24 protein-coding genes are annotated in these 25,291 nt (G+C 35.2%); 16 read left to right on the top strand and 8 right to left on the bottom strand.

Going from position 1 to position 25,291, the window contains the following annotated elements:
* Window positions 1-31: 31 nt before the first annotated feature.
* The 3 genes from ACUXEY_RS24295 to ACUXEY_RS24305 all read right to left on the bottom strand — a co-directional run bounded on the left by ACUXEY_RS24295 (window position 32) and on the right by ACUXEY_RS24305 (window position 3,473).
* Window positions 32-460, bottom strand: coding sequence for a hypothetical protein (locus ACUXEY_RS24295; RefSeq protein WP_461301804.1), 429 nt, complete (start codon window positions 458-460; stop codon window positions 32-34).
* Window positions 461-655: 195 nt separating this feature from the next.
* Window positions 656-1,966, bottom strand: a complete 1,311-nt coding sequence (locus tag ACUXEY_RS24300) for a Gly-Xaa-Xaa repeat protein (protein ID WP_461301805.1) — start codon at window positions 1,964-1,966, stop codon at window positions 656-658.
* A gap of 235 nt (window positions 1,967-2,201) precedes the next feature.
* On the bottom strand, window positions 2,202-3,473 hold the full coding sequence (locus ACUXEY_RS24305; RefSeq protein WP_461301806.1) for an ATP-binding protein: 1,272 nt from the start codon (window positions 3,471-3,473) through the stop codon (window positions 2,202-2,204).
* Between the two features lie 160 nt (window positions 3,474-3,633).
* Here ACUXEY_RS24305 and ACUXEY_RS24310 point away from each other — a divergent pair, with 160 nt between their 5' ends.
* Complete coding sequence (locus ACUXEY_RS24310; RefSeq protein ID WP_461301807.1) at window positions 3,634-4,479, top strand: DUF72 domain-containing protein; 846 nt, start codon at window positions 3,634-3,636, stop codon at window positions 4,477-4,479.
* A gap of 283 nt (window positions 4,480-4,762) precedes the next feature.
* Here ACUXEY_RS24310 and ACUXEY_RS24315 read toward each other — a convergent pair whose 3' ends face one another.
* The 4 genes from ACUXEY_RS24315 to deoD all read right to left on the bottom strand — a co-directional run bounded on the left by ACUXEY_RS24315 (window position 4,763) and on the right by deoD (window position 8,391).
* On the bottom strand, window positions 4,763-4,957 hold the full coding sequence (locus tag ACUXEY_RS24315) for a DUF3924 domain-containing protein (RefSeq protein WP_001094861.1): 195 nt from the start codon (window positions 4,955-4,957) through the stop codon (window positions 4,763-4,765).
* Window positions 4,958-5,077: 120 nt separating this feature from the next.
* A complete protein-coding gene (locus tag ACUXEY_RS24320; RefSeq protein WP_000806236.1) occupies window positions 5,078-5,608 on the bottom strand; it encodes a tyrosine-type recombinase/integrase in 531 nt (176 codons plus the stop codon).
* A gap of 107 nt (window positions 5,609-5,715) precedes the next feature.
* Window positions 5,716-7,527, bottom strand: a complete 1,812-nt coding sequence (locus tag ACUXEY_RS24325) for a sensor histidine kinase (RefSeq protein WP_461301808.1) — start codon at window positions 7,525-7,527, stop codon at window positions 5,716-5,718.
* A gap of 156 nt (window positions 7,528-7,683) precedes the next feature.
* The gene (deoD, locus tag ACUXEY_RS24330) at window positions 7,684-8,391 is read right to left on the bottom strand and encodes a purine-nucleoside phosphorylase (RefSeq protein ID WP_000110707.1); all 708 of its coding nucleotides are present in this window, start codon (window positions 8,389-8,391) and stop codon (window positions 7,684-7,686) included.
* Window positions 8,392-8,566: 175 nt separating this feature from the next.
* Between deoD and ACUXEY_RS24335 the strand changes: the two genes are divergently transcribed.
* Window positions 8,567-9,355 (top strand): hypothetical protein, encoded by a 789-nt coding sequence (locus ACUXEY_RS24335; RefSeq protein ID WP_166702141.1) that lies wholly within the window; start codon window positions 8,567-8,569, stop codon window positions 9,353-9,355.
* Between the two features lie 4 nt (window positions 9,356-9,359).
* Here ACUXEY_RS24335 and mprF read toward each other — a convergent pair whose 3' ends face one another.
* A complete protein-coding gene (mprF, locus tag ACUXEY_RS24340; protein ID WP_429602155.1) occupies window positions 9,360-11,945 on the bottom strand; it encodes a bifunctional lysylphosphatidylglycerol flippase/synthetase MprF in 2,586 nt (861 codons plus the stop codon).
* 187 nt (window positions 11,946-12,132) lie between these two features.
* On the opposite strand from mprF, the gene ACUXEY_RS24345 reads away from it, so the two are divergent.
* The 14 genes from ACUXEY_RS24345 (at window position 12,133) to ACUXEY_RS24410 (ending at window position 25,171) form a co-directional block, all read left to right on the top strand.
* Window positions 12,133-12,522, top strand: coding sequence for a hypothetical protein (locus ACUXEY_RS24345; RefSeq protein WP_429602156.1), 390 nt, complete (start codon window positions 12,133-12,135; stop codon window positions 12,520-12,522).
* Window positions 12,523-12,544: 22 nt separating this feature from the next.
* Window positions 12,545-13,036 carry a YpuI family protein gene (locus tag ACUXEY_RS24350; protein ID WP_429602157.1) on the top strand — a complete coding sequence of 164 codons (492 nt, stop codon included), beginning with the start codon at window positions 12,545-12,547 and terminating at the stop codon, window positions 13,034-13,036.
* 105 nt (window positions 13,037-13,141) lie between these two features.
* Window positions 13,142-14,056: a superoxide dismutase gene (locus ACUXEY_RS24355; RefSeq protein WP_098670396.1), complete on the top strand. Its 915-nt coding sequence runs from the start codon at window positions 13,142-13,144 to the stop codon at window positions 14,054-14,056.
* Between the two features lie 111 nt (window positions 14,057-14,167).
* Window positions 14,168-15,292, top strand: coding sequence for a D-alanyl-D-alanine carboxypeptidase DacB (gene dacB / locus ACUXEY_RS24360; protein WP_461301809.1), 1,125 nt, complete (start codon window positions 14,168-14,170; stop codon window positions 15,290-15,292).
* Window positions 15,285-15,881 (top strand): spore maturation protein SpmA, encoded by a 597-nt coding sequence (gene spmA / locus ACUXEY_RS24365; protein WP_000247808.1) that lies wholly within the window; start codon window positions 15,285-15,287, stop codon window positions 15,879-15,881. The genes dacB and spmA overlap by 8 nt, the downstream gene beginning before the upstream one ends.
* Window positions 15,878-16,408 (top strand): spore maturation protein SpmB, encoded by a 531-nt coding sequence (spmB, locus tag ACUXEY_RS24370; protein ID WP_000029511.1) that lies wholly within the window; start codon window positions 15,878-15,880, stop codon window positions 16,406-16,408. Before spmA ends, spmB begins: the two co-directional genes overlap by 4 nt.
* Before the next feature lie 289 nt (window positions 16,409-16,697).
* On the top strand, window positions 16,698-17,426 hold the full coding sequence (gene rluB / locus ACUXEY_RS24375; protein WP_029440666.1) for a 23S rRNA pseudouridine(2605) synthase RluB: 729 nt from the start codon (window positions 16,698-16,700) through the stop codon (window positions 17,424-17,426).
* Window positions 17,427-17,520: 94 nt separating this feature from the next.
* Window positions 17,521-18,042 (top strand): thiol-disulfide oxidoreductase ResA, encoded by a 522-nt coding sequence (gene resA / locus ACUXEY_RS24380; protein WP_151631096.1) that lies wholly within the window; start codon window positions 17,521-17,523, stop codon window positions 18,040-18,042.
* Between the two features lie 121 nt (window positions 18,043-18,163).
* A complete protein-coding gene (resB, locus tag ACUXEY_RS24385; protein WP_166702147.1) occupies window positions 18,164-19,789 on the top strand; it encodes a cytochrome c biogenesis protein ResB in 1,626 nt (541 codons plus the stop codon).
* Between the two features lie 14 nt (window positions 19,790-19,803).
* A complete protein-coding gene (gene resC, locus ACUXEY_RS24390; RefSeq protein ID WP_087958103.1) occupies window positions 19,804-20,961 on the top strand; it encodes a cytochrome c biogenesis protein ResC in 1,158 nt (385 codons plus the stop codon).
* Between the two features lie 302 nt (window positions 20,962-21,263).
* On the top strand, window positions 21,264-21,980 hold the full coding sequence (resD, locus tag ACUXEY_RS24395; protein ID WP_000426862.1) for a DNA-binding response regulator ResD: 717 nt from the start codon (window positions 21,264-21,266) through the stop codon (window positions 21,978-21,980).
* The gene (resE, locus tag ACUXEY_RS24400) at window positions 21,980-23,755 is read left to right on the top strand and encodes a sensor histidine kinase ResE (protein ID WP_429602160.1); all 1,776 of its coding nucleotides are present in this window, start codon (window positions 21,980-21,982) and stop codon (window positions 23,753-23,755) included. The genes resD and resE overlap by 1 nt, the downstream gene beginning before the upstream one ends.
* Window positions 23,756-23,889: 134 nt before the next feature.
* Window positions 23,890-24,471: a cob(I)yrinic acid a,c-diamide adenosyltransferase gene (locus ACUXEY_RS24405; RefSeq protein ID WP_429602162.1), complete on the top strand. Its 582-nt coding sequence runs from the start codon at window positions 23,890-23,892 to the stop codon at window positions 24,469-24,471.
* An 85-nt stretch (window positions 24,472-24,556) separates the two neighbouring features.
* On the top strand, window positions 24,557-25,171 hold the full coding sequence (locus ACUXEY_RS24410; RefSeq protein WP_166702150.1) for a peptidoglycan DD-metalloendopeptidase family protein: 615 nt from the start codon (window positions 24,557-24,559) through the stop codon (window positions 25,169-25,171).
* The last annotated feature ends 120 nt before the right edge of the window (window positions 25,172-25,291 follow it).

Genomic DNA, 25,291 nt, shown 5'->3' on the forward strand with positions numbered 1-25,291 from the left:
GGTGAAGATTTTCATCTACTCTTACTAGTTATTACTCGTTAAGTATAATGTTCGTACTGCCAAAGGATTCGGAATCATATGTGACGATTATTTTTCCTTTACTAATAGGTTCGTAAGGTAATTTTTCTTCGTAATTACCATTATTTTCATTGTGGATAGTGAGTGTAATTTCATCAATGTCTTTATTTGTATACTGATCTTTAATGGCTTCAGCGATTTGAAGTAATGCTTCGGAACTAGAAGCTTTCGTAATGAGCATTCCTTTTATAACTTTTTTTTCATTATTTGTGGCATTGAAATAAGGGATGTTACTTTGTTTCGTATACAAAAGTTTGTATGGAACAGTTTTTCTCTCTGCTTTTGATATAGTGGAATATTTTAGAGTTAAAAAAAATCCTACACATAAAATAATGCATACCATAAGAGCAAACCAAATGCGTATTAGTGACATAACTCTCATTTTCATCCCTCTTTCATATCTTTGACTTCACTATTTATCATACAAAATGAGGATTAAGATAGAGTAAATTTGAGGTAAAGAAACGTAAAGAAGGAGCACTTATCCTCCCAAATAAGTGCTCCTTTCTATATAAAGAGAGATTTAATGCACGGTTAAACGATACATATTATTATAAATATGCTTATTGAGTGGAAATTAGTAAATTCGGAATACTGATAGTGTTGCAGTTGTATCACCTGTGTTAGGAATAGAAATAGTATTTGCTGTAGGTTGTACAGAAATTGTTGTGCCAGCTTGTAAAGTAACGATTGTAGAGAAAGAAACAGCACTACCGATAACGTTAGTTGAGAAATTACGAGTAGGTGGTTGACCGTTGAATGAAATACCGAATCCAAATGGTGAAGATCCTGGGAAAGTTGTAGATGCTGAGAAACTAATATCATATACACCTGTTTCTAAAATTGTTAAAGTATCTGAAGTATCGTTGAAAGTGATATTATTTAATTCAAAAACTTGATTAAATTGGATGTTTGTTCCAGGTGATATAGTTTGTGGATTTGAGTTTCCAATTGCAGCGATAGTTACAGGAATTGGAGTACCCGCTGGTCCTGTTGCGCCAGTAGCACCCGCTGGCCCTTGAGCACCAGTAGCACCTGTTGCGCCCGCTGGTCCTTGAGCACCAGTAGCACCTTGAGCACCAGTAGCACCTTGAGCACCCGCTGGTCCTTGGGCACCAGTAGCACCTTGAGCACCCGCCGGTCCTTGAGCACCAGTAGCACCTGTTGCGCCCGCTGGTCCTTGAATACCTTGAGGTCCTTGAGGTCCAGTAGCACCTGTTGCGCCTGCTGGTCCTTGAATACCTTGAGGTCCAGTAGCACCTTGAGCGCCCGCTGGTCCTTGAGCACCAGTAGCACCTGTTGCACCCGCTGGTCCTTGAATACCTTGAGGTCCTTGAGGTCCAGTAGCGCCTTGAACACCTGCTGGTCCCTGTGCACCTTGAGGTCCTTGAGGTCCAGTAGCGCCAGTAGCACCTGTTGCTCCTCCTCCGCCAAGGCAACCTGATCCGTATTGAACGAGGATAGTTTGGATCTCTGTTATGAGTCTAACTAGTTTGTCGATCGTACAACAATCTACTTTGAATAGCTTAGCAATATACAATAAATAATTAAGCAGGCTTTGTAGCTCAACGTACAATGCTCCGCATGAGAAAGGTGTTGTTCTCAAAATAGTTAATAGATTAGCGATAATAGAATTTCCAATTTGTTTTTGTGCTGGAGATAAATCTAAACAATTGAGGAATTTTTGTAAGTTATTTAGGGCAGCGATTAAGTTATCGATATTATTTTGAGAAGGGTTTTGAAATACAGCTTGAATAGCTTGGCCAATAGCTTGAAGAAGTCTAACGAATTCTGTAAGTTCGGACTTAGAAATGTTAATATGACTACAAGCTCTGACTTCGCAACAATCATTACCATAAAATACTTTTCCTTTATTTTTATTGTGCATCTTTTCATTCCTTTCTTCCATAGAATCAATAGTCGTTACTATATATTAAAATGAAATTTATACTAAATTCGTGATGGACAAACTACCATTTCTAAAAAAATAAGAAATTGGCCCATCTAGCAAAAGATAAGTAAGGTATAGCGAAGGTTTCATATAATGTAAAGAAGAAAAGTTCAACATAAAAAACTGCATGCCGAATGTTGAACAATTGGCATGCAGTTCGTGGGTTAGTCCTTTAGTCACATTGATTTAATTTTTCAAGGGCTGTCTTAGGTAAGATTGGAATTGAAATAGTGAAAGTTGTACCATTTTCATTACTAGTCATTTTTAATGTACCGTTATGATTTTGAATGATTTTCTTCGTTACTGACAAGCCTAGCCCTGTACCTGAATCTTTTGTTGAGAAGAACGGATCAAAGATATACTCTTGAATGGCTGGAGGAATACCAATCCCATTATCAGTGAATGTAATACGAACAAAATTATCTAGGCGATAACTAGTGATTTGAATAGAAAGTTTTTTTTCACCTCGTGCATCGACAGCGTTCTGAAATAGGTTTAAAAAAACTTGCACAAGTTCGTGACGATCAATATGGACTAATATATCATCTAATTCGGTAGAGAAATTATAATCAATTGAAATGTTATGTAAAAAGACTTCACTAGCTAGTAACTGTTGAATATACTCACGTAAAAACGTATTAATGGGAAAGGGTTCTCTTGTAAATTCGCGTGTTTTTGAAATAGATAAAAATTTTGTAATAATACTATTCGCGCGATCTAATTCAGGAATAAGTAAGTTTTTAAATAGTTCTTTATTAGATGGAGAAACACTTTCTTGTAAAAATTGTAAATAACCTCGTACGGTTGTAAGAGGATTACGTACTTCATGTGCAATACCAGCTGCGATTCGTCCTGCTAGCGAAAATTTTTCTGCATCACGTTCTGAGTTTAAATAATGAAATACACTAATAACTCTAAAAATCTCTCCGTTATAATCACGAATAATTCGGTTATTTAAAATGCCATAGTTTTTGTCTAAAACTTCTTCATTATATATTTCTGTTCCTGTTCTTAATGTTTCAAGGGCTTTAATTTTTTCTTCTGGTAATTGTAGTAATTGTTGAATTGGCTTTCCGATAATATCATTTCGTACTACACCAAAATCATCTGCTGCAATTTGATTACATAATGTTATATTTCCTTTATTATCAACAAATGTTACATGATGTGAAAAAGCATCAAAAATATGAACAAAGTATGTTTCAAGTTGTTCGAATAAAAATAATGAATCGCAAGTAAGTTGAAAATCAGCCTCTTTATTTTCTTTTTGTATGTTTTGAATGGAATGAGTCGTTCTCGTTTTCTTTATTTGTAAACCAATATGTGGATTTTTGTATGTGAAATGATGTGGTAATTGATTCACAAGTTCTTCATAAAAACGTACTTTGTTTTCTAGTTCTTCTATTCGTTTTTCATGAGATACAATATCATCGTTTGGAAGCATAAATAAATAACCCCTCAATTTAAAAATTCTTCCATCTAGTATATCATATTTTTATACGGATACTCTGAAAGAAGGGACTACTTAATGAAATTGATTAGTCGAAGTGTTCAGGAAGTGAGTAGAATGAATAGAAGATGAAGTGAAAAAGGGAGGGATATATTTGCTTTTCATTGGAGTAACAGGATGGGGAGATCATGATTCTTTATATATAGATCCCTATGAAAATAGAAATAAATTACGAACATATAGTGAGCATTTTCCTATTGTAGAAGTGGATAGTTCATTTTATGCGATGCAACCTGCACGAAATTATACAAAATGGGCAATGGAGACACCGAATGATTTTTCTTTTGTCGTAAAAGCGTATCAAGGAATGACGGGACATATGAAAGGTGAAATTCCTTTTTCTACGTTTGACGAAATGTTTGATGTATATAAACAATCCATTCTTCCTTTAATAGAAGCTGGTAAATTACAAACGATTTTATTTCAATATCCACCATGGTTTGATTGTAGAAAAAAAAATGTAGATTTTCTTCGATATACGAAAGAAAAAATGGAAGGTTTGCCATGCGCCATAGAATTTCGGAATCAAACATGGTTTTATCCGGAAATGAGAGATAAGACGCTACAATTTTTGGAACAAGAGAAATGGATTCATACCATTTGTGATGAGCCGCAGGCTGGAATAGGTTCAGTACCACTCGTATTAGAAGTAACGAATGCAGAGATGGTGTTAATACGTTTTCATGGTCGAAATGTTCATGGTTGGCTTGATAAAGGAGAAAATTGGAGAGCGGTTCGTTGCTTATATCGCTACAACAATAAAGAATTAGAAGAATGGGTAGAGAGATTAGAGCAATTAAAAAAGAAGACAAAGAACATATATGTACTATTTAACAACAATTCAGGCGGGGATGCAGCGGATAATGCGAAACAGCTTATGAAAATGATGAACATTACATATGGTGAGCCGAAGCCCGAGCAATTAAATTTGTTTGAATGATAATAAACAAGAAAGGCACTGTACAAACAGGGGGAATGTACAGTGCCTTTCTATATGAAAAAGAGGGGTAACAATGTTACTGAGCGTTTGGTTGATTCATCAATTGTTGGCTTCGTAATAAATGATAATGGTTATCATTATCATTGTCAATAGTTTTCCGAAAAATATATAAAAAACTTTTTATGAGACATTAACAGTAGGGAGATTCCAAATAAAAGGTTTGGATGAAGCGAAGAAGTTATTATCAGAGATCTCTTGATAAAGTACAAAAAAAGAACAGCAATTAATGCTGTTCTTTTCCAGTGACGAATTGTTGTAAATCAAAAGGAGTTATCGCCTGGATAAACTCTTTTGAGATAAGTGTTTGAACTAGAGTACTCTCAGAAATGGAAGCACCTGTTTTCTTTTCGTAAGCTTGTTTTAATAAATCAAGTTTTTCAGCCGTTTCTTTCGGTAATTCAATTGTTAATGTGTTCATAATTTCTCCCCCTTACTATTAGAGTACCACTACAATATAGGAGAGACAAGGGAAGAGAATGTGAAACATAAAAAAGGTTACCATTTATAAAATGGTAACCTTTTTTATGTATAAGAGTTATTAAGCAATACCGATATACTTTAAAGTTTTTGATGGAGTACTATGATCAAAGAAGTGTTGTAAAAATGCGATGTCAACACCTGATTTGTATGCACAATATCCCCAAGTTTTTCGAAGTGTATGTGAGCTAATCCCTTCTAATCCAACTTCTTTTGCAGCTTTGTTTAAAATGTACCATGCATGTTGTCTCGTAATAGATTTTGTTCCTTTTTGAGACTTTAATAATGGTTCATTACGTTTCCAAGTTTTACGTTCTTTCATGTAGTCTTCGATTGCGTGCTGTAAGTCTTCATTAACAGCAAACCATTTATGTTTCTTTACTTTTTCATTGTAAAATAAAATGGAATGGCGAACATTTTCATTTTCATCGATTACATCGCTAACTTTTAATTGTAAGATTTCACTTACTTTTAAGCCAGAATTTACAGCTAATACGAATAATAAGCCATCACGTTTCGAAGATTGTAAAAGTATATTTTTGATAGTTTCTAATTGTTTTTCATTTTGAATAGGTTGTCCTGCTTGTTTCATTTCACGCACTCTCCTCTTTTATATGTGTAAAGGAAAGGATTAACTTGTTTCTTACTATAAAGGGAGAGTGTGAATTTCATGTGAACTCCTAGTGAAATTAAGACAAATTATTTGACTTCTTTTACTTTTTGTAAATTAAAGTAGAATACAACACTATTAGTTGTGTTATATACACCGTACTCCGCCTTGTGGAGATCTAAAATGTTTTTTACAATTGATAATCCGAGACCAGTACCACCCGTATGACGGCTACGAGATGCATCTAAACGGTAGAAACGATCCCAAATTTTTTCAAGACTTTCTTCTGGGATAGGGTTTCCTGTATTTTCGATTTCGACTTTTACTGTATCTTCCATTTCTATAACGGAAACTTGTATTTTTTCTCCTTCTGGCGTATAGCGAATTGCATTGCTAAGTAAGTTCACAACCACTTGCTCAATACGACTACGATTCGCTTGAACAAATATAGAAGAGTCTACATCTATGTTCACTTGTAAATGCTTTTCTTCCATGCTAAATAATAACTTTGTATAGACTTGTTGAATTAATTCACCGATTGAGAATGTAGTTATATCTAGTTTGTACGTACCTGATTCTAATTTTGCTAATTCTAACATTTCAACAATAAGTCTGTTCATGTTTTCGGTTTCTTCTAAAATAACATCTGTGTAATACGTCGTATCTTTACTAACGCCATCTTTAATTCCTTCTGCGAAACTTCTAATTACACTAAGTGGTGTTTTTAATTCGTGTGATACGCCAGAAATGAATTCTTTTCGCGTTTTCTCTAATTGACGTTCACGTTCAATATCTTGTTGTAATTTTGTATTGGCAACATTTAATCGATCGATTCGGTCTTTTAAGTTTACAGATAACGTATTAATACTACCGGAAAGCCCACCAATCTCATCGTCTGCTGTCACAGGTAATTTCTCGCTAAAATCAAAATTGGCCATTTTTTTTGTAACGCGATTAATTTTAATTAATGGTTTCACAATGATTTTTGAGTAGTAGAAGGATAACAAAATAATGACGAGAAATACGATGATTAAGGCATAGACATAATAATCCTTTAAAACGAGCATTGCTTCATTAACAGGCTGTAAAGATGCTATCGCAAAAGCGTATTCTGTAATTTCTCCGTCTTCCATAATAGGTTTTACAAAGATACTATTCTTTATATTCTCTCCGCCATCTATTATATAAGTGTTTAATTGGTGCGAGTTAGCATTGCCATTTCTAATAATGTCTGCAAAATATTGAACGGCTTGTAATGTTTCAAAATCATTTGCAAGCCGAACCTCGGCTTTTGATGGGAGCTGTAATTTAGATATAATACCAGTAAACTCAATTTGCTTTACAGTTTTGGAGCGGTTTGTAAGTCTATTTTTGGAAGAGTTGCCATTAATGGATTGAAAATCTGAAGTGACACGTTCGTTTTGCCATCTATTATAATTTGTTGTCAATTCTAGTGGGGTTATTGATTTCCCTCGTAGCAAACCGACGACGTTTATCATGCCATCTTTTTTCAATCCTAAGTTTTCGAATTTCTTATATTCTTCGGGCGTTAAAAGATTATTGAGTGGAATGAAATATGTTTCATTATTTTTAGGATTAATGACATTAATGTAGTAATTGTTATCACTTTTAATAATGCCTTCAGAATTTAAAAATTGCATATCAGCATTTGTTTTATCATGAAATTCTTGTTTTAGTTTTCTAATTTCCTCAGGATCTTTATCACTTTTTTCATAATTAGCTACGAACTTCTCAAAAGCAGTTTGAACTGTTTTTACTTTTTTATTAATATAAAATTTCTCTAAAAATAGAGATTGTCCTAAGAAAAAAAGGAGGAATATGATTGTAAATAATGTCGATGTTAATAAAAATAGTTTAAAGACGATACTTCTGTTTTTCACTGCGTCACCTCTTGTGAGAAATACTATAAATGATTTCTTTATTATAACAAATGGTACAAAAAAGTAGAGGAGAAAATCTGTCTCTTCCGAAAGTAGTTTTTAATAAAAAGTCACATAAAAAGAACTCGACAGACGTATGACGAGTTCTTTAATGTATTATTGTTGAATTGCTGCATCTAAAGCGATTTCAATCATTTCGTTAAATGTAGTTTGGCGCTCTTCAGATGTTGTTTCTTCACCAGTGAAGATGTGATCGCTTACTGTTAATACAGATAACGCATTTACACCGTATTTCGCTGCTAAAGTGTAAAGAGCAGTTGTTTCCATTTCTACTGCTAGTACACCGTAATCTCCAAGTTTTTTAACCATGTCCATGCTTTCGCGGTAAAATACATCTGCTGTTAAAACATTACCAACACGAACATGTAAGCCTTTTTCAGTTCCAGCATCGTAAGCTTTCTTTAAAAGATCAAAGTTTGCAGCTGGTGCAAAATCAAAACCTGGGAATGTTAAACGGTTCATATTAGAATCCGTACAAGCTGTCATTGCAATAATAACGTCACGTACTTTTACGTCTTTTTGAATCGCACCGCAAGTTCCAACGCGAATTAAATTTTTAACTCCGTAGCTTTGGATTAATTCGTTTACATAAATAGAAATAGAAGGAACACCCATACCTGTACCTTGAACAGATACACGTTTTCCTTTATAAGTTCCAGTGAAACCTAACATGCCACGCACGTTATTATAGCATGTAACGTCCTCTAGAAATGTTTCAGCGATATATTTTGCACGTAATGGATCACCAGGTAATAGAATAGATTCAGCGATTTCGCCTTGTTTTGCTTCAATATGTACACTCATGAAAAGTCCTCCTTATAATGTATCGATAGAAATCAATATCATCTGCATTATACACTACGAATCCTTTCAATTAAAATCTTTTTATTATTTGTAATATGTGCAAAACAGGAGGATTTCATAAATCACAATCTAGAATATATAAGTAAGAAGTTTTGTATGAACAGAGACAATAAAAATGGTAGGTGATGTCTTGAAAAATCTTGTCATTGGATTTGTTGCTTTGTTATTTATTGTAGTAGGAGGATTTTACATAAAAAAGTATCAAGAAACTACAGAGACTGTAGGTGATATTCAGGAAGTAAAATGGGATGTGTCATACGGAAAAGGAAATGAGAAAGTAGATATTTCATTCCAATTACTAAATAATAAAAATAACGAAGTTCGTGGTGTGAATGATCAAATTCAGGCAGTTATTGTGGACGGACAATTAAAGCATGTACAGCAAATGAAACCTACATTCGCAGGGAATGGATCATATAAAGTATCTTCCAAAATAGCGAAAGATGAAAGATATACAATATTTTTATATGAAGACGAAAATAAGTCGGTGAAATCATTTGCGAAGAAAGATTTTGGGAGAGAAGTAGAGGAGAAAAATAAGAAAAAAGTAAAATTTCCAATCGATAGTGTACTTACAAAAAAAATAGGGGAGTATGAAGTTTCTCTTTTATTTGGTGCATTGCATCCGAATGAACCAGCGACGTTAACATTTCAATTCCAATCGAAAAAGGGTGAGAAATTGAAATTACATTCAGAGAGAGGAGAAGTGGAGGCGCTCTATATCGTGGACGAAACGAGAGAAAATTTTTTATACGCAATACCTGTTGATACAGATGAGCAATTACAATATCGCATTACATTCCCTGCTGAAGGAACGTATAAAATATGGGGAGATTTCTATATAAATGGTAAGAAATATGAAAAAGAATTTATTGTACAAGTTCAAAAAAGAAAAAACAGCTAAATGTTTAGCCGTTTTTTCTTTTTCCTATTAATTTTGTTACAGAGAGCATTGTAATTGGTAAAGAATGATTCTTTCTAAATGCTAAATATTTACCGCTCCATGCTGGTTTATATTTTTCTTTAAAATGTCGTAACCCGCTGAAACTATACGTATAACGAACATTATTAAAGATGGCAGCAGCAACTCGTTCAGACCAGAAAGACTGTGTCGATAAACCTACATTTGAAAGTGGTGCCATACCAATATTAAAGGAATGGTATTCATTTTCTTTTGCCCACTGGAATAGGTGGATGAAAATTGCATCCATAATGCCGCTAGGTGCATCTGGATAATAGCGCATTAAATCAACAGACAATGATCCGTCTTGATATACGGGCATAAAGGTTGTAAATGCAATGATTTTTCCATCTGCATCAGATAATGTAGCGATAGGCGCTCGGCTAATATATTCACGATCAAAGTATCCGAGTGAAAAACCTTTCTCTTTTTTTCCGCCGAGCCACGCATCTGAAACTTTTCTTAACTCTTCAAATAATTCGTTTGAGAACGGTGGCTGATGAATAGAGAATGTATAGCCTTCTCGTTCAAAACGGTTGAAAGTCGCTCGCATACCGGCGCGTTTTTTTCCTGTTATTGTAAATGTGTTCAAATCAACGACAGCTTCTTCACCGAGCTTAAAGAAGTTGTAACCGAAATCATGATATAAACTCATCCATTTACTTTCGATTTGGTAGAATACACAAATGTATCCAAATCGATCAGCCTCAGCTAAAAACTCTTGTAACACAGTACGGTAGGAGGAAGGATCCCCAATTGGATCACCTAGCACAACGAGACGTTTTCCAGTTATAGAGAAGAGAAGGAGCGCTTTCCCATCACTACTAAAGAAGAATTGTTTATCTCCTAAAAATCCTAAATGACTAAGTACATTTCCATTATGTTCATCTAAAAAGTTTTGCAATCTTTTATCATTAGCTGGTTGCCCGGGAAATTCATTTCGATAACGATTGGCAATGAGTGAGCCAATCAGTAAAAATGTAGGAACGAAAAAGGCAGCTGCTAATGCACTTCGTTTCACTTGCGTAATATTACGAACAACAAAATCAGGTTTAAAAGCTTCTTTTGCACCTGCAAATAAAATACCTAAGTTTTTATATAAATATAAAGTTACAAGTAAGAATATAAAAACTTTTACCATATCAGAAAGTGAGACTTCCATTTTCTCGCGTACAAATCTTTTACGAAGCATATATAATACAGCGAGTACAATTAATAAAATAAACGTTTCTTCAATATCAATCCCTTTTAGCGTATTAAAGATGGCGGCTCCGATTAAGGAAATAATCGTCATATAGTAAGAACGCTTTGTTCCATAATATATGCCTCGTGAAAGGATCAGGAGGAGAATACCAAATGTTAGTGATAAGCTAAAAGAAAATTGAATAAGATGTTTTGGAGCTAGAATATGTAAGGCGTGTGCTCTGTTTATACTTGTCGGTAGAATGGTCGATAAAATAACCATTAGTCCAGCAAATACTGTTAAAGCAGCAGAGGCCCATGAACCTAGTTTCCCTAGAAAATCACGTTGCAAAGTCCATATAACACCAGTTGTTTCTAATGCAGGCGCGATAAAAGGTTTATCTTCAAACTTTTTAATGGCCACGCCTGTCATTTCAAAAGCTGCAAAAATAAGGCCAAGGCAGAAAGGTAAAATGTAATAGACGAGGCGGTATAATAACATAGCAGGTAGTAATACGCCTGTATCGATGCCATACTGTCCGAGCCCAGTTAAAAAGACGAGATCAAATGAACCAAGTCCTCCAGGTACAAGACTAACAACACCAGCTAAAGCAGCAATTACATACACACCTAAAAACTTTTGAAATTCGATATCGATGCCAAATAATATTAGTATGACGTACATAACAATACCGGCAGATACCCACTCAACTAATGAAACTAATGAGTATAAAACAGTTGGATTTTTCTCGTCTTCTCCTTCTTCTTGACCTTCGGTTTGCTTTGGTTTTCTATTTTTTAGTTTAGAAAAGCCAATGTATATAGGGACGAAAAGGGCGAAGAAGATAAGAACAGGCCATAGCCACGGTTTTTCATGCAAAATAAAACTTGTGTCTAATATTCCAATAAGACCGAGGAAAGAAAGAATTGCTAGTCCGTTAATAAAAGCAGTTGTCATCCAGGCGATACTTTTAATAAGTTTACCATTTTCTTTTATGTGTGGACGATAAAGCATTGTACGTACACCAGCTCCAACGAGACCACCAAATCCAATGAATCCATTTAAAGTATTAGCAATCCATGAGATGCGAAAAATCTTTTGGACGGGTATATCAGCTTTTAAATAACGAAGCATAACATAGTCATAAAAGAACATTGTTGATACGGCAAATGCACCAAGTGTAATTGCTAAAAAGACTCCTCCTGTTGGAATGTTTTTAATTGTATTGATTGCTTCTAAAAAAGAAATGCCTGCTAATTCTTTTTTTGCTTGAAAGAATACAATTGTTAATACAACAAATGGGAAGATAATTTTCCCGATTTGTAAGAAACGTTTCCATGAAAACGACATAAATACAACTCTCCTTGTATAAGAAAACTGAGACAATAATATTATTATGACAAACTTCAAGAAAAATAAAAAGGTAAATTCCTGTATAAGGGAAGCTATTTTTTATGATGGTTATATTTAAAAGAGTATTTCGTTTGTCAGAAAATTAAGTTAAAATAAGTTGAAAGAAGGAAGAGGGGGGAAGTAGATGATTATAATAGGTTATGCGGGGTATGAGCTAGAGAAAGAAAAACCTAATACATCAGAAGATTTTTTTAATAGATCTGAAGTGACATATATATTAAATGATAAAGAAAGAACCTTTTCCGTTTTATACGTACGGTATTTTGAAGAAGTTTTACAAGAAATTACTCCTTTTGAAGGAAATTCAGTATGTAAAGTAGAAGAAAAAGACATATATTTGCGAGATATTGTAGCGATATGTTGTTTACTGAAAGAGAATGAGCTTCGCATGCAAAAACGTTTGTATTTAAATAATATAGAAGAATTCCAACAATATTTTGATGCGGGAACAGTGGTGAAAGTACAAGAAATATTGGCTGAATTACATAAAAATAAAAGAGTAGAAATAGCGTGAAATGGCAAAGGAGAGGGAAAAAATGTCTAATCTAATGGTTGAAAATCAAACAGAACAAGTTTCTATGTTTTTAGAAGATGTTATTCATTTGATAACCAATTATGTAAATTATCATACGTTACCTTCTTTATTAGAAGAGACACCAGCAGGGAATGAACAATATTATAAAGGGTTATTAGCGTCAATAAGACGTCTTCTCGTTTTTTGTGAAGAAGGACATGATGCATGTTTTGTTTTGTTAAATAGCCAGCCATTTCGAAAAACAGCAGCTGAAAAAATTCTATATAAAATTTATCATCAAGTAATTGCAGAGTTTTTTTCACCAAAGAGTGATTATTGGTATGAAAATAGTCGATCTGCTTATACAGGGAAAAACTCCATCGTTTTTCAACAAACGCCACCTGTATCTATAGAGCAAGTGATGAAGAGTTTAGAAGGTAAATTTCAATTAATGCGTGAAGAACTAGAATATTATGAGACGGATTATCAAACAAAGATGTTACACAAATATTAATGGCGAAAAAGAAGCTAAGGGGACTTAGCTTCTTTTCCTTTTGTACAGTTATATAAGGGATTTCCTTTGAATATATTTAAGGGGATAGTATTAAGGAGGTGTAACATGAGTCAGCAAGGTGTATTTACAGATTACTTTCATGAAGTAGAAAACTGGTGTGAAAGTGTTCTTCACGTATTAGATAGCCGTGCAATGGAAGTGTATGATGTCCATATGCTTGCTTATAAAATCCAAACGTTATTAGACCGTATGAAAGAGCATGAGTATGATACAGATGCAGAGTTTATGTATGAAATAAGTGATGATGTAGAGCATATTCAGCATCATTTGCAGGAAGTGTTCGTACAGGGAGAAGAGGAGTATGAACTATATGAAAGAGGGGAAAGTGAACGAGCTGTTCCCATTGGAGGACACACACTTCCACCATTACCTTATCCGTATAATGCGTTAGAACCGTATATTTCTAGAGAAATTATGATGTTACACCATGATAAACATCATCGCAGTTATGTGGAGGGATTAAATAAGGCAGAAAAGATGATGGAAGAGGCGAGAAAAACAAATCAATTTGATCTAATTAAGCATTGGGAAAGAGAAGCGGCTTTTCATGGATCGGGTCATTACTTACACACGATATTTTGGAATAACATGAAAAAAGGTGGTGGAGGAAGTCCAAGAGGGGCTCTTTCACAACAAATTGAACAAGATTTTGGGAGTTTTTTACGCTTTCAAAAACATTTCACAGAAGCAGCTTCTAAAGTGGAAGGATCAGGATGGGCGATTCTCGTTTGGGTGCCACGATCTGGAAGGTTAGAAATTTTACAGAGTACACTTCATCAATTATTTACACAATGGGATACGATACCGCTCCTTGTACTAGACGTGTGGGAACATGCGTATTATTTACAATACCAAAATCGTAAAGATGAATATATTAAAAACTGGTGGAATGTTGTCAATTGGCCTGATGTAGAAAAAAGATTTGAAAGTGCGAAACAAATTGAATGGACACCGTATTAGACGCAGGTTCTCTGCGTCTTTTTTATTGGAAGGGGAGGGATATTTCGTTCATATTTTAAAAGGCCAAGCATACACTTGTACAAAAAGTGCCAAAAGGACGTGGGGGGAAATATGAGACGAATTTGTGTAATAATTACGCTTCTTATTATGTACGCAAGCGTTATGTCAATTCCTACATATGCAAAGATGAACAGTAATGTCAGTGCTCGAAATGCTGTATTAATGGAGCAACAATCAGGTCGTGTATTATACGGAAAAGCAGAACATGAGCCACAAAAAATTGCTAGTATAACAAAAATTATGACAGCCTTGTTAGCTGCTGAATCAGGCAAAATGAAAGAAATGGTATCGGTTAGTAATGAAGCAGTGAGAGTAGAAGGTTCAGCAATTTATTTAAAGCCTGGACAGAAGGTGAAGTTAGAGGATTTAGTATATGGGCTCATGCTTAGATCTGGTAATGATGCAGCACAAGTAATTGCTGAAAATGTAGGAGGGAGTATAGAAGGGTTCGTATATTTAATGAATGAAAAGGCGAAACAAATTGGAATGAAAGATACGCACTTTTCAAACCCACATGGCTTGGATGGAGATGGATCTCATTATTCGTCTGCTTATGATATGGCACTATTAACGAAGTATGCGATGGGGAACGAAACCTTTAAGAAGATTTTTGGGACAAAAACGTATAAATCAGATTCGTGGGATTATCCGTGGAAAAATAAACATAAACTCGTGACGTCGTATTATGAATTTGCAACAGGAGGAAAAACAGGTTTTACGAAGAAAGCAGGACGGACGCTTGTTACAACAGCATCAAAAGATGGACTAGATCTAATTGTCGTAACTTTGAGCGCTTCTAGCGATTGGGACGATCACATGAATTTATTTGATAAAGGTTTTGAACGTTTCAAGCAAACGAACGTTGTAGGACAAGGAGCTCTTGCTGAAATAACTGAAAAGAAATATGCCAATCATGTATATACGAAAAATAGTTTCGCGGTGCCATTAACTGAGCAGGAAAGAAAGCATGTCATATTAAAAGTTGAACTCGATAAAAGTGCAAAACTTAAAGATGGAGTAAAGGTTGGGAAGACAGAAATTTATGTTGGCAATGAGAAAGTTGGAGAACGGAATTTATTTTATAGTAAACGAAAGTTAGTAGCTACAACGGGAATGTATTGGAATAATGTGAAAGAAATTTTTTCTCATATGATAGGTGTTGGGAGCGATGGTTAATCTCGTATGGGTAGCGATGGCAGTCATAGGGATTGTTTATGCCATGATAAATGGAACGATGGAGGAAATAAATAAAGCTGTATTTGACGGGGCAAAAGACGCAGTAACAATTTGTATAGGGCTTATTAGTGTATTAGTATTTTGGCTCGGTTTAATGAAAATTGCAGAGGAAGCAGGGTTGTTAAAAAAGTTAGTGGCACTTTTTATGCCGATAGTAAAAAGGCTGTTTCCAGAAATACCGAAAGATCATCCGTCAATGGGGTTTATTTTATCGAATATGATGGCGAACTTTTTTGGATTAGGTAATGCAGCGACTCCTCTTGGTATTAAAGCGATGGAACAATTGAAAGAGTTAAATGGAGGAAAGGATTCGGCGAGCCGTTCCATGGTGACGTTTCTTGCGCTAAATACATCAGCGATTACTTTAATTCCTACAACCGTTATTTCTATTCGAATGACGTATGAATCAGCGAATCCTACTGAAATTGTTGGGGTAACATTCATTGCACAAGTACTCTCTATGATCGGAGCGATTTGGATTGACCGCTATTTTTACCGAAGAAGGAGTAGGAAGGGGCGGAAAAAATGAGCATTGTAAATACGATATCATTATGGGTAATTCCTTGTGTAATTGGTTTTATCCTGTTATATGGCACGATTAAGAAAGTGCCAACTTATGAATCATTCGTTGAGGGAGGAAAAGAAGGAATTCAAATTGCGATTTCCATTTTACCGTTTATGGTTGGGATGCTTGTATCTATTTCTATATTTCGAGCTTCAGGTGCATTGGATGCAATGATATCAGTAATGAAGCCGATGTTAGATTTAATTCACGTCCCAGCAGAAATTGTTCCGCTAGCACTTATACGCCCTATTTCAGGCTCTGCTGGTTTAAGTATAACGACCGATTTAATTGCCACATATGGGCCAGACTCGTTTATTGGAAGGTTAGCTTCTACAATGCAAGGAAGTACAGATACGACTTTTTATATTTTAACAGTATACTTCGGAGCTGTTGGAATTAGAAAAATGGGAGATGCATTAAAGGTGGGACTTTTTGCCGATTTGATCGGAATTATTTGTTCCATTGTGTTTGTTTCTTTAATGTTTAAGTAATACTATTCATTTTTTATGCTATTTCGCTTATAATACGTATACGACCACTATTAAGGTGTTGCTTAATAGTGGTTTTTTTATGCGGTATTTTTGACAAAATGATGAACTTTTATTGTGAGAAATATGAAAAAGATGGACAATAATAAAAGGTAAAAACATGATTTGACCTTTATATGTTTATTATCATCGCTATGTTGTTTAAGTAAGGTGAAGCGAAGAGCCGTCAAGCGTATGCGGTTGCCAAGTCTTTCTAATGTAAGGTAAGATAAATTCGAGGTGAAAAAAAGAAATGGAACGATTACAAAAAGTGATTGCACAAGCAGGTATTGCATCGAGAAGAAAGGCTGAGGAATTAATTCAGCAAGGAAAAGTGAAAGTGAATGGAAAAATAGTGAAGGAGTTAGGAACGAAAGTAACTCCTCAAGATAAAGTAGAAGTAAATAACATCCCTCTTGAAAAAGAAGAACCTGTTTATTTTTTACTATATAAACCAACTGGCGTAATTTCAAGTGTATCAGATGATAAAGGAAGAAATGTTGTAACAGACTTTTTCCCAGAAATTACACAACGTTTATTCCCAATCGGACGCTTAGATTATGATACGTCTGGCGTATTATTAATGACAAACGATGGGGACTTCGCAAACGTATTAATGCACCCTAGATATAAAGTTGAAAAAACGTATGTTGCAAAAATAAAAGGTCCACTAACAGGTGAGAAAATTCGCATGTTAGAACGCGGTGTTATGTTAGAAGACGGGAAAACAGCACCAGCGCGTGTGAAAATCATTTCTTGGGACAAGCGTAAAGAAATGGCGATTGTACAATTAACAATTCATGAAGGACGTAACCGTCAAGTACGTCGTATGTTTGAAGCGTTAGATTGTAAAGTAGTGAAACTAAAGCGTGAACGCTATGCTTTCTTAGAAGTAGGAAGTCTGCGACCTGGTGATGCAAGAGAATTGACACCACATGAGGTGAAACAATTACGTGCATTGGCTTCTACAAAGCCTCGCTAATCGATATTGTGAAAATTTCACCAGTGGAATGCTCCGCTGGTGATTTATTAAAAAATACATATATGCATCACTCGTCGAAGAGAGGGGAGACAATATGAAAAAAAATCGCTTATTATTTCGCGTTATTATTCTGCTCATTTTAAGCGGTGCTGTAGGATTTACACTTTATCAAGGATTCTTTGCTGATAAAGAGAAAATGCAAATTGGAAAAGAAGCACCTAACTTTGTTGTGACAGATTTAGAAGGAAAGAAAATTGAACTAAAAGATTTAAAGGGAAAAGGTGTATTTTTAAACTTTTGGGGCACTTGGTGTAAACCTTGTGAGAAAGAAATGCCTTATATGAACGAATTATATCCAAAGTATAAAGAAAAAGGCGTAGAAATCATTGCGTTAGATGCAGATGAAACAGATATTGCTGTTAAGAACTTTGTGAAACAATATGATTTGAAATTCCCGGTTGCCATTGATAAAGGAACAAAAATCATAAGCACATATGGGGTAGGACCATTACCGACAAGCTTCTTGATTGATAAAAATGGAATAGTAGTGGAACAAATTATAGGTGAACAAACGAAAGAACAGTTAGAAGGATATTTAAAGAAAATTACTCCGTAATAAAGAAAGCCTTTACATAGGAGGTGCTTACCTATAGTACCTTCGGTTTAAAAATTCTGAGTATTGTGGTAACTTAAGGTTAGAATATACAATAGTACACATAGATACAAGGGCGGTGAGAGTGTTGAAAGAAATTAAGTGTGAATGTGGACATGTGAATCCAATAGGAACTGTTTTTTGTGAAGCTTGCGGGAAACCGTTTGAAAGCAATGAAAATATAAAACTATTGGATATGCGCTATGAGGGGAGTGCTCGAAGATCTCTCACGCAAACAAAAACGATAGTCGATAAAATTTGGAGCTTTTTCTCTTCTGTAAAAGTGGGTGTATGGCTCATTGTAATTACTTTAGCTGCATCGGCGATTGGAACTATTTTTCCGCAAGAAATGTACATAACTCCAGGGGTTGCACCCGCTGAATATTATAAGGAAGAATACGGATTTTTAGGGCAATTATACTATCAATTAGGATTTAATAATTTATACGGTTCATGGTGGTATATGATTTTAATTGCTTCAATTGGTATTTCACTTGTGATATGTAGTTTGGATCGTGTCATTCCGCTTTATAAAGCATTAAAGAAACAAGGGGTGAAAAGGCACCCTAGTTTTTTAAAGAGACAAAGGTTATATGGCACTGGTACACCGCAAGATGGTGATTTGGAAAGAGTGCAAATGAATTTAAAGAAAACGAACTATAACGTGAAAGTGGAAGATGGGAACATTTTAGCTGAAAAGGGACGGTTTTCACGATGGGGTCCATATGTGAATCATATCGGTCTCATTATCTTTTTATTCGGTGCAATGCTCCGTTTTTTACCGAGTATGTACGTAGATGAAGCACTTTGGTTACGTGATGGTGAAACGAAAGAAATACCAGGAACGGATGGGCAATACTATTTAAAAAACGAGAAGTTTATAAAGGAAGTTTATGATAAAAGTAAGGACAAAGAAGTTTTTGATGAAGCGATTGATCGTGTAGGCGATAAGATGATTGCGAAAAACTTCCAAACGAATGCTGTATTATATAAAGTGGTCGGCGAAAATATAGCAGGACAAAAACCGAAATTAGAAAAAGTAAAAGAAGCGGAAATTCGAGTAAATGAGCCAATGAAATTTGATGAGTTCGCTGTTTATCAATTGGATTACAAAGAAAATGAATTTAAAAGTATGTCCTTTAACTTACAAAACAAAGAAAATAATCAAAAGTGGGGACCGATTAAAGTAGATTTAACGAATCCCACAGAAAAATTTGATTTAGGAAACGGTTATTCTTTAGAACTATTAAGCTATTTCCCGGATTTTTATTTTGACGAGAATGGAAGACCAAATACGAAAACGAAATTACCGAACAATCCTGCATTTGTGTTTAAAATGTTTACCCCTGAAACACCGGATGGTGAAGTGAGTTTTGTTGGTATTCAGCAAAATATAGAACCTGATGGAAATAATAAGTATAAAATGTCGTTTGCAGGTGTGGAAATGCAAAATGCAACCGCGCTTACTGTAAGGAAAGATTTAACGCTTTGGATTCTCGGTATTGGAGGATTTATATTTATGGTTGGTGTCATTCAAGGGATGTATTGGAATCATCGCCGTATTTGGATACAACGCGTTAATGATGAATGGTGGATTGCAGGACATACGAATAAAAATTGGTTCGGTTTAAAGAAAGATATTGAAAGAGTAATAGAAGGTACAGCAATTCCGCAACCAAGCGATAAAGTAGTGGATAAAAAAATTAGTTAAGGTGGGGAAACGATATGGTGCAAATAAGTAGTAACTTTCTCTTTACCGCATTTATTTTATATTTAATTGCCACTCTATTTTTCGGGGGAGCAATTAAAGAAAAAGGTCATAAATGGGCGAATGTAGGAATAACGATTACAATTTTAGGGTTTATTGCACAAACAGTATATTTTGTTACAAGATGGATTGCATCAGGACATGCACCAGTTAGTAACTTTTTTGAATTCGGTACGTTTTTTGGCATGATGCTTGTTGGAGCATTTATTGTCATGTATTTTATGTACCGCGTAAGTATAATCGGACTCTTTGCATTACCAGTTGCGCTTTTATTAATTGCCTACGCGAGTATGTTTCCGAGGGAAATATCTCCGCTTATTCCATCTTTAAAAAGTAATTGGTTACATATTCACGTGACGACTGCAGCAGCAGGGCAAGCAATCTTAGCGATCAGTTTTATAACGGGCGTTATGTATTTATTGAAAAATGTAGATCAATCAACGAGAAGCAAACGTACATTTTGGCTAGAAACGGTTGTGTTCACGCTTGTTTGTACAGTTGGATTTATTGGAGTAACAACGGTATTTTCTAGTATGAAATATGAAGCGAAGTTCCAATGGATTGATAAAAATGAACAACAAGTGGAAATGAAGTACAATCTTCCAGCTTTAGTTGGACCGCATGAAGGGAAGTTATTGACAGAAAATAAATTAGAACCAAAAGCTGAAGTCCCAGCGATTGTAAATGCGAAAAAATTAAATACTGTTATTTGGTCAGTGTTAGTTGGGACGTTACTTTATCTTGTATTAAGGCTGGTTTTACGGAAACGAGTTTCGGCGGCACTCCAGCCGTTAGTAAAGAATACGAATAGTGATTTACTAGATGAAATCGGATATCGATCTATTGCAATTGGATTCCCTGTTTTCACATTAGGTGCATTGATTTTTGCGATGATTTGGGCTCAAATAGCGTGGACACGTTTTTGGGGCTGGGATCCGAAAGAGGTTTGGGCGCTTATTACTTGGCTCTTTTATGCGGCGGTATTACATTTACGCTTATCAAAAGGGTGGCATGGAGAGAAGTCGGCATGGTTAGCGGTAATTGGTTTTGCAATCATTATGTTTAACTTTATTGTAGTAAACTTAATTATCGCGGGTTTACATTCATACGCATAGAGAAATAAAATAGGAGAGTGTATGTCACTTTCCTATTTTATTTTTGTCAACTTTTCTTCTTTTTTGAGAAAAACATGACAAAGTAGCGGTTGATTTTGTAAAATGATGTCGAGGACATTATATACTGTTCAAAAAAAATACATAGTTTTGGAAAAAAATTGAACAAACTTTATTATTCTTGTGAAGCATAATATGGAAAGTGAAACATTTAGAAGATTGCTTAAATAAACGAGAATAGCGCAACATAATAGTATAGAAGGGTAGGTGTGAACCGTTGTGGTAAAAGTACGCAACGGGTAGAAATGGAAAATGAATCAAGAATTTTAATTGTAGACGATGAGGATCGTATTCGTCGTTTGTTGAAAATGTATTTAGAGAGAGAACAATACACAATTGAAGAAGCAGACAATGGTGATACAGCTTTAGAAATGGCACTGCAAAATGATTATGATTTAATCTTATTAGATCTTATGATGCCTGGTAAAGATGGTATTGAAGTGTGTAAAGGGGTTCGTGAGAAGAAGGCGACGCCAATTATTATGTTGACAGCAAAGGGTGAAGAAGTAAACCGAGTACAAGGGTTTGAGGTAGGCACAGATGATTATATTGTGAAACCATTTAGCCCACGTGAAGTAGTGCTTCGTGTGAAAGCGGTCTTACGCCGTTCTGTACCAACAACATTCTTTACACAAGATACAACGACAAAAGATGTTACTGTGTTCCCTCATTTAACAATTGATAATGATGCACACCGTGTTACAGCAGATGGTAATGAGGTGAACTTAACACCAAAAGAGTACGAATTACTATTATTCTTAGCGAAAGCGCCTGATAAAGTGTTTGATCGTGAGCAATTGTTAAAAGAAGTATGGCAATATGAGTTCTTCGGAGATTTACGTACAGTTGATACGCATGTAAAGCGTTTACGTGAGAAGTTAAGCAAAAAATCACCAGACGCTGCGAAGATGATTGTTACCGTTTGGGGCGTAGGTTACAAGTTTGAGGTTGTGAACGACTGATGCTTTGGAGAAGTGTAGTAGGGAAGTTATGGATGACCATATTACTTCTCGTTTCGTTTGTGCTTGGATTTGTTGCAATTTTACTTTCACAGTTTTTTAGAACATATTATGTTGATATGAGTGAAACTAGGCTTCAAAAAGTTGCAACAAGTGTTTCAGAGTTAATTGAAGAAGGTGCCGATGTAAAAACGATTGAGAATATCGCGTACAAATTCTCTGATCCACTTTCAAGGATCATTATTGTAGAAGATGGTAAAGAAATATCTTCTTCGCCGAAACAAGAAGGTTTAGTTACTCTTACAATGGATGATTTGAAAGAAGATAAAGAATTAGCGGCTGTTTTTACAGATAAAAAAGAAATTAAGAATAACATTAGAAAAGCCTCTAATAGTAGAAAGAATAAAAACACTGAAAATGATATTATGATTGTTGGAAAACCAGTACAGTCAAAAAATCAAAGTGCAGTGTTCGTATACGAATCTTTACAAGTACCGATACAAGGTATGGAAAGAACGACTGATTTTATATTCTTATCAGCAGGGATTGCGATTATATTAACAACTTTCTTTGCATTCTTCTTATCTACTCGAATTACAGCACCACTTCGTAAAATGCGTGAGGTTGCTTTTGAGGTGTCGCGTGGGAAGTTTGATGCGAAAGCTCCTATGGTATCTCAGGACGAGATTGGTGAGCTTGCAACGGCCTTAAATCAAATGGGGAAACAGTTGAAGTTTAATATGAATGCCCTGCAACAAGAGAAAGAACAGTTAGCTAGTATATTAAGTAGTATGGCAGATGGGGTTATTACGTTAAATCAAGAAGGCGAAGTTGTTGTAATCAATCCGCCGGCTGAACATTTCTTACAAGTTTGGCAAGAAGAAAAAGAAGTAGAATTAAGTAAAAAGCTACCTTCTGAACTTGTTGAACTATTCCATCTCGTTGTAGAAAGCGAACAACAACAAGTAGTTGAAATTAATTTACAAAAAGGTAACTACGTAGTTCTTATGACGCCGCTTTACAACCAAACGAAAATTCGTGGTGCTGTAGCAGTATTGCGTGATATGACGGAAGAACGTCGTCTCGAGAAGATGCGTCAAGACTTTATTGCAAACGTATCACATGAACTTCGTACACCGATGGTAATGCTTCAAGGATACAGTGAAGCAATTTTAGATGATATTGTGCAAACGAAAGAAGAAATTAATGAGTTTGTTCAAATCATTTATGATGAATCCGTCCGTTTAGGTAAACTTGTAAATGAATTGTTAGATTTAGCGCGTATGGAAAGTGGTAATGTAGAGTTACATATCGGTGAAGTAGATATTCATCCTTTCGTTGAAAAAATAAGCCGAAAATTCCAAGGGATTGCAAAGGATAAAGAAGTCGAATTAACGGTTGACTTTCAAAATCCAATTGAGCAATACCCGTTTGATGCAGATCGTATGGAACAAGTATTGACGAATTTAATTGATAACGCAATTCGTCATACGAATGCAGGTGGGCATGTAACGCTTGTAATTGATACGAAAAATAATGGACTTATTTTTGAAGTGCAAGATTCGGGTGCTGGTATTCCCGAGGAAGATATTCCATTTTTATTTGATCGTTTCTATAAAGCTGATAAAGCAAGAACACGTGGGAAAAAAGGTGGAACAGGACTTGGGCTTGCGATTGCAAAAAATATTGTGCAAGGCCATGAGGGGAAAATTGCTGTTTCAAGTGTTGTTGGAGAGGGAACTACATTCTCTGTATATTTACCGAATCGTATAATTTAGATATGTGTTTTTAAAGTTGATAATGAATAAAGTTCTACTGTTTTTATTTTTTTGTAAATCAATTAAATAAATAATAGTAGAACTTTTTTCTATCTAAGTCGAATGAAGAATAATAAGAGGGGTGTCGTAAAGCGATGAAATTATACACAAAAACAGGAGATAAAGGGAAAACAAGTGTAATAGGCGGCAGAGTGGCTAAAGATGATATTCGAGTTGAAGCATATGGCACGATAGATGAGGCGAATTCTCATATTGGATATGCGATGACGAAGCTACAAGGCGGGTCTTTCGGAGATATTTACAATGAACTTGAAAATATTCAACATGAACTATTTGATTGCGGAGGAGACTTGGCGATAGTAGCAGGGAAAATCCCTTATAAAGTGAAGATGGAAATGGTCGAAAGCTTAGAAAGAAGGATTGATTCGTATATAGAAGAAGCACCGCCGCTAGAGCGCTTTATTTTACCAGGTGGAAGCGAGCCAGCTGCTGCTATTCATATGGCACGTACGGTTGTAAGGCGAGCGGAGCGATGTATAGTGACTTTACAAAAAGAAGGGGAAATTAATGAAATTGTTCTAAAGTATGTAAATAGATTATCTGATTATTTGTTTGCAGTAGCCAGAGTAATAAATGCTCGATTACAAGTAAAAGATGTAGAGTATAATCGCAGTGCAATCGTTTTTCGTGATAAAAATGAGAAGGAAGTGGAGTGATTCACTTTCTTTTTTTTGTATACTTTTTTCTGTAATATACCAAAATAGAGAAGGTATGGTGGTAATTAGAAAACGGAGGATGTATATGAAAGTGTTAAAATGTGGCGTCATGTTATTGACAGTATTGTTTTTATCTCAATTACATGTGTACGCAGAGGGAAATCAATGGACATGGCCTGTTGAAGGACAGATAAGTGATTATTTTGGGACAAGGCACGGAAAACACTACGGTATAGATATAGCGGCACCGATCGGCGCGCCTGTGGTAGCTATTCAAGAAGGTAAGGTAACAAAGTCTTATTATTCCAGTAGTTACGGAAATGTTGTATTTATTAAACATGGAGAATATGAGGCTGTATATGCACATTTAAATAAGAGATATGTAGTTCAAGGGGATTATATTTCAAAAGGAAAAATAATTGGAGAAGTAGGGAATACAGGAGAATCGCGAGGTGCACACTTACATTTAGAAGTTCATCAAGGAAGATGGACGATGGCGAAAAAGAATGCGATGAATCCGCTGCTTGTTTTAAATGAACAAAGAAATGAAGTCGTTTCTTCATCGTTATATGTCGTCCAAAAAGGGGACACTTTAGTTAGTATTGCACGGAAATTTAGTATGTCAGTTAAGGAAATTAAAGAAAAAAACGGACTGCAGCAAGAGCTTATTTATCCGAATCAACAATTATACGTAAAGTAAAAAAAGAGCTAGTTTAACTAGCTCTTTTTTTCAGGCTGTGGAGAAAGTCTTCTCCACAGCCTATTTTTGTGTCTGAACCTCTTTTTATGTGTCAACACTGATAAAAAAGAGGAAAAGGAG

It is taken from the genome of Bacillus sp. F9_6S_D1_P_5, assembly GCF_054823925.1.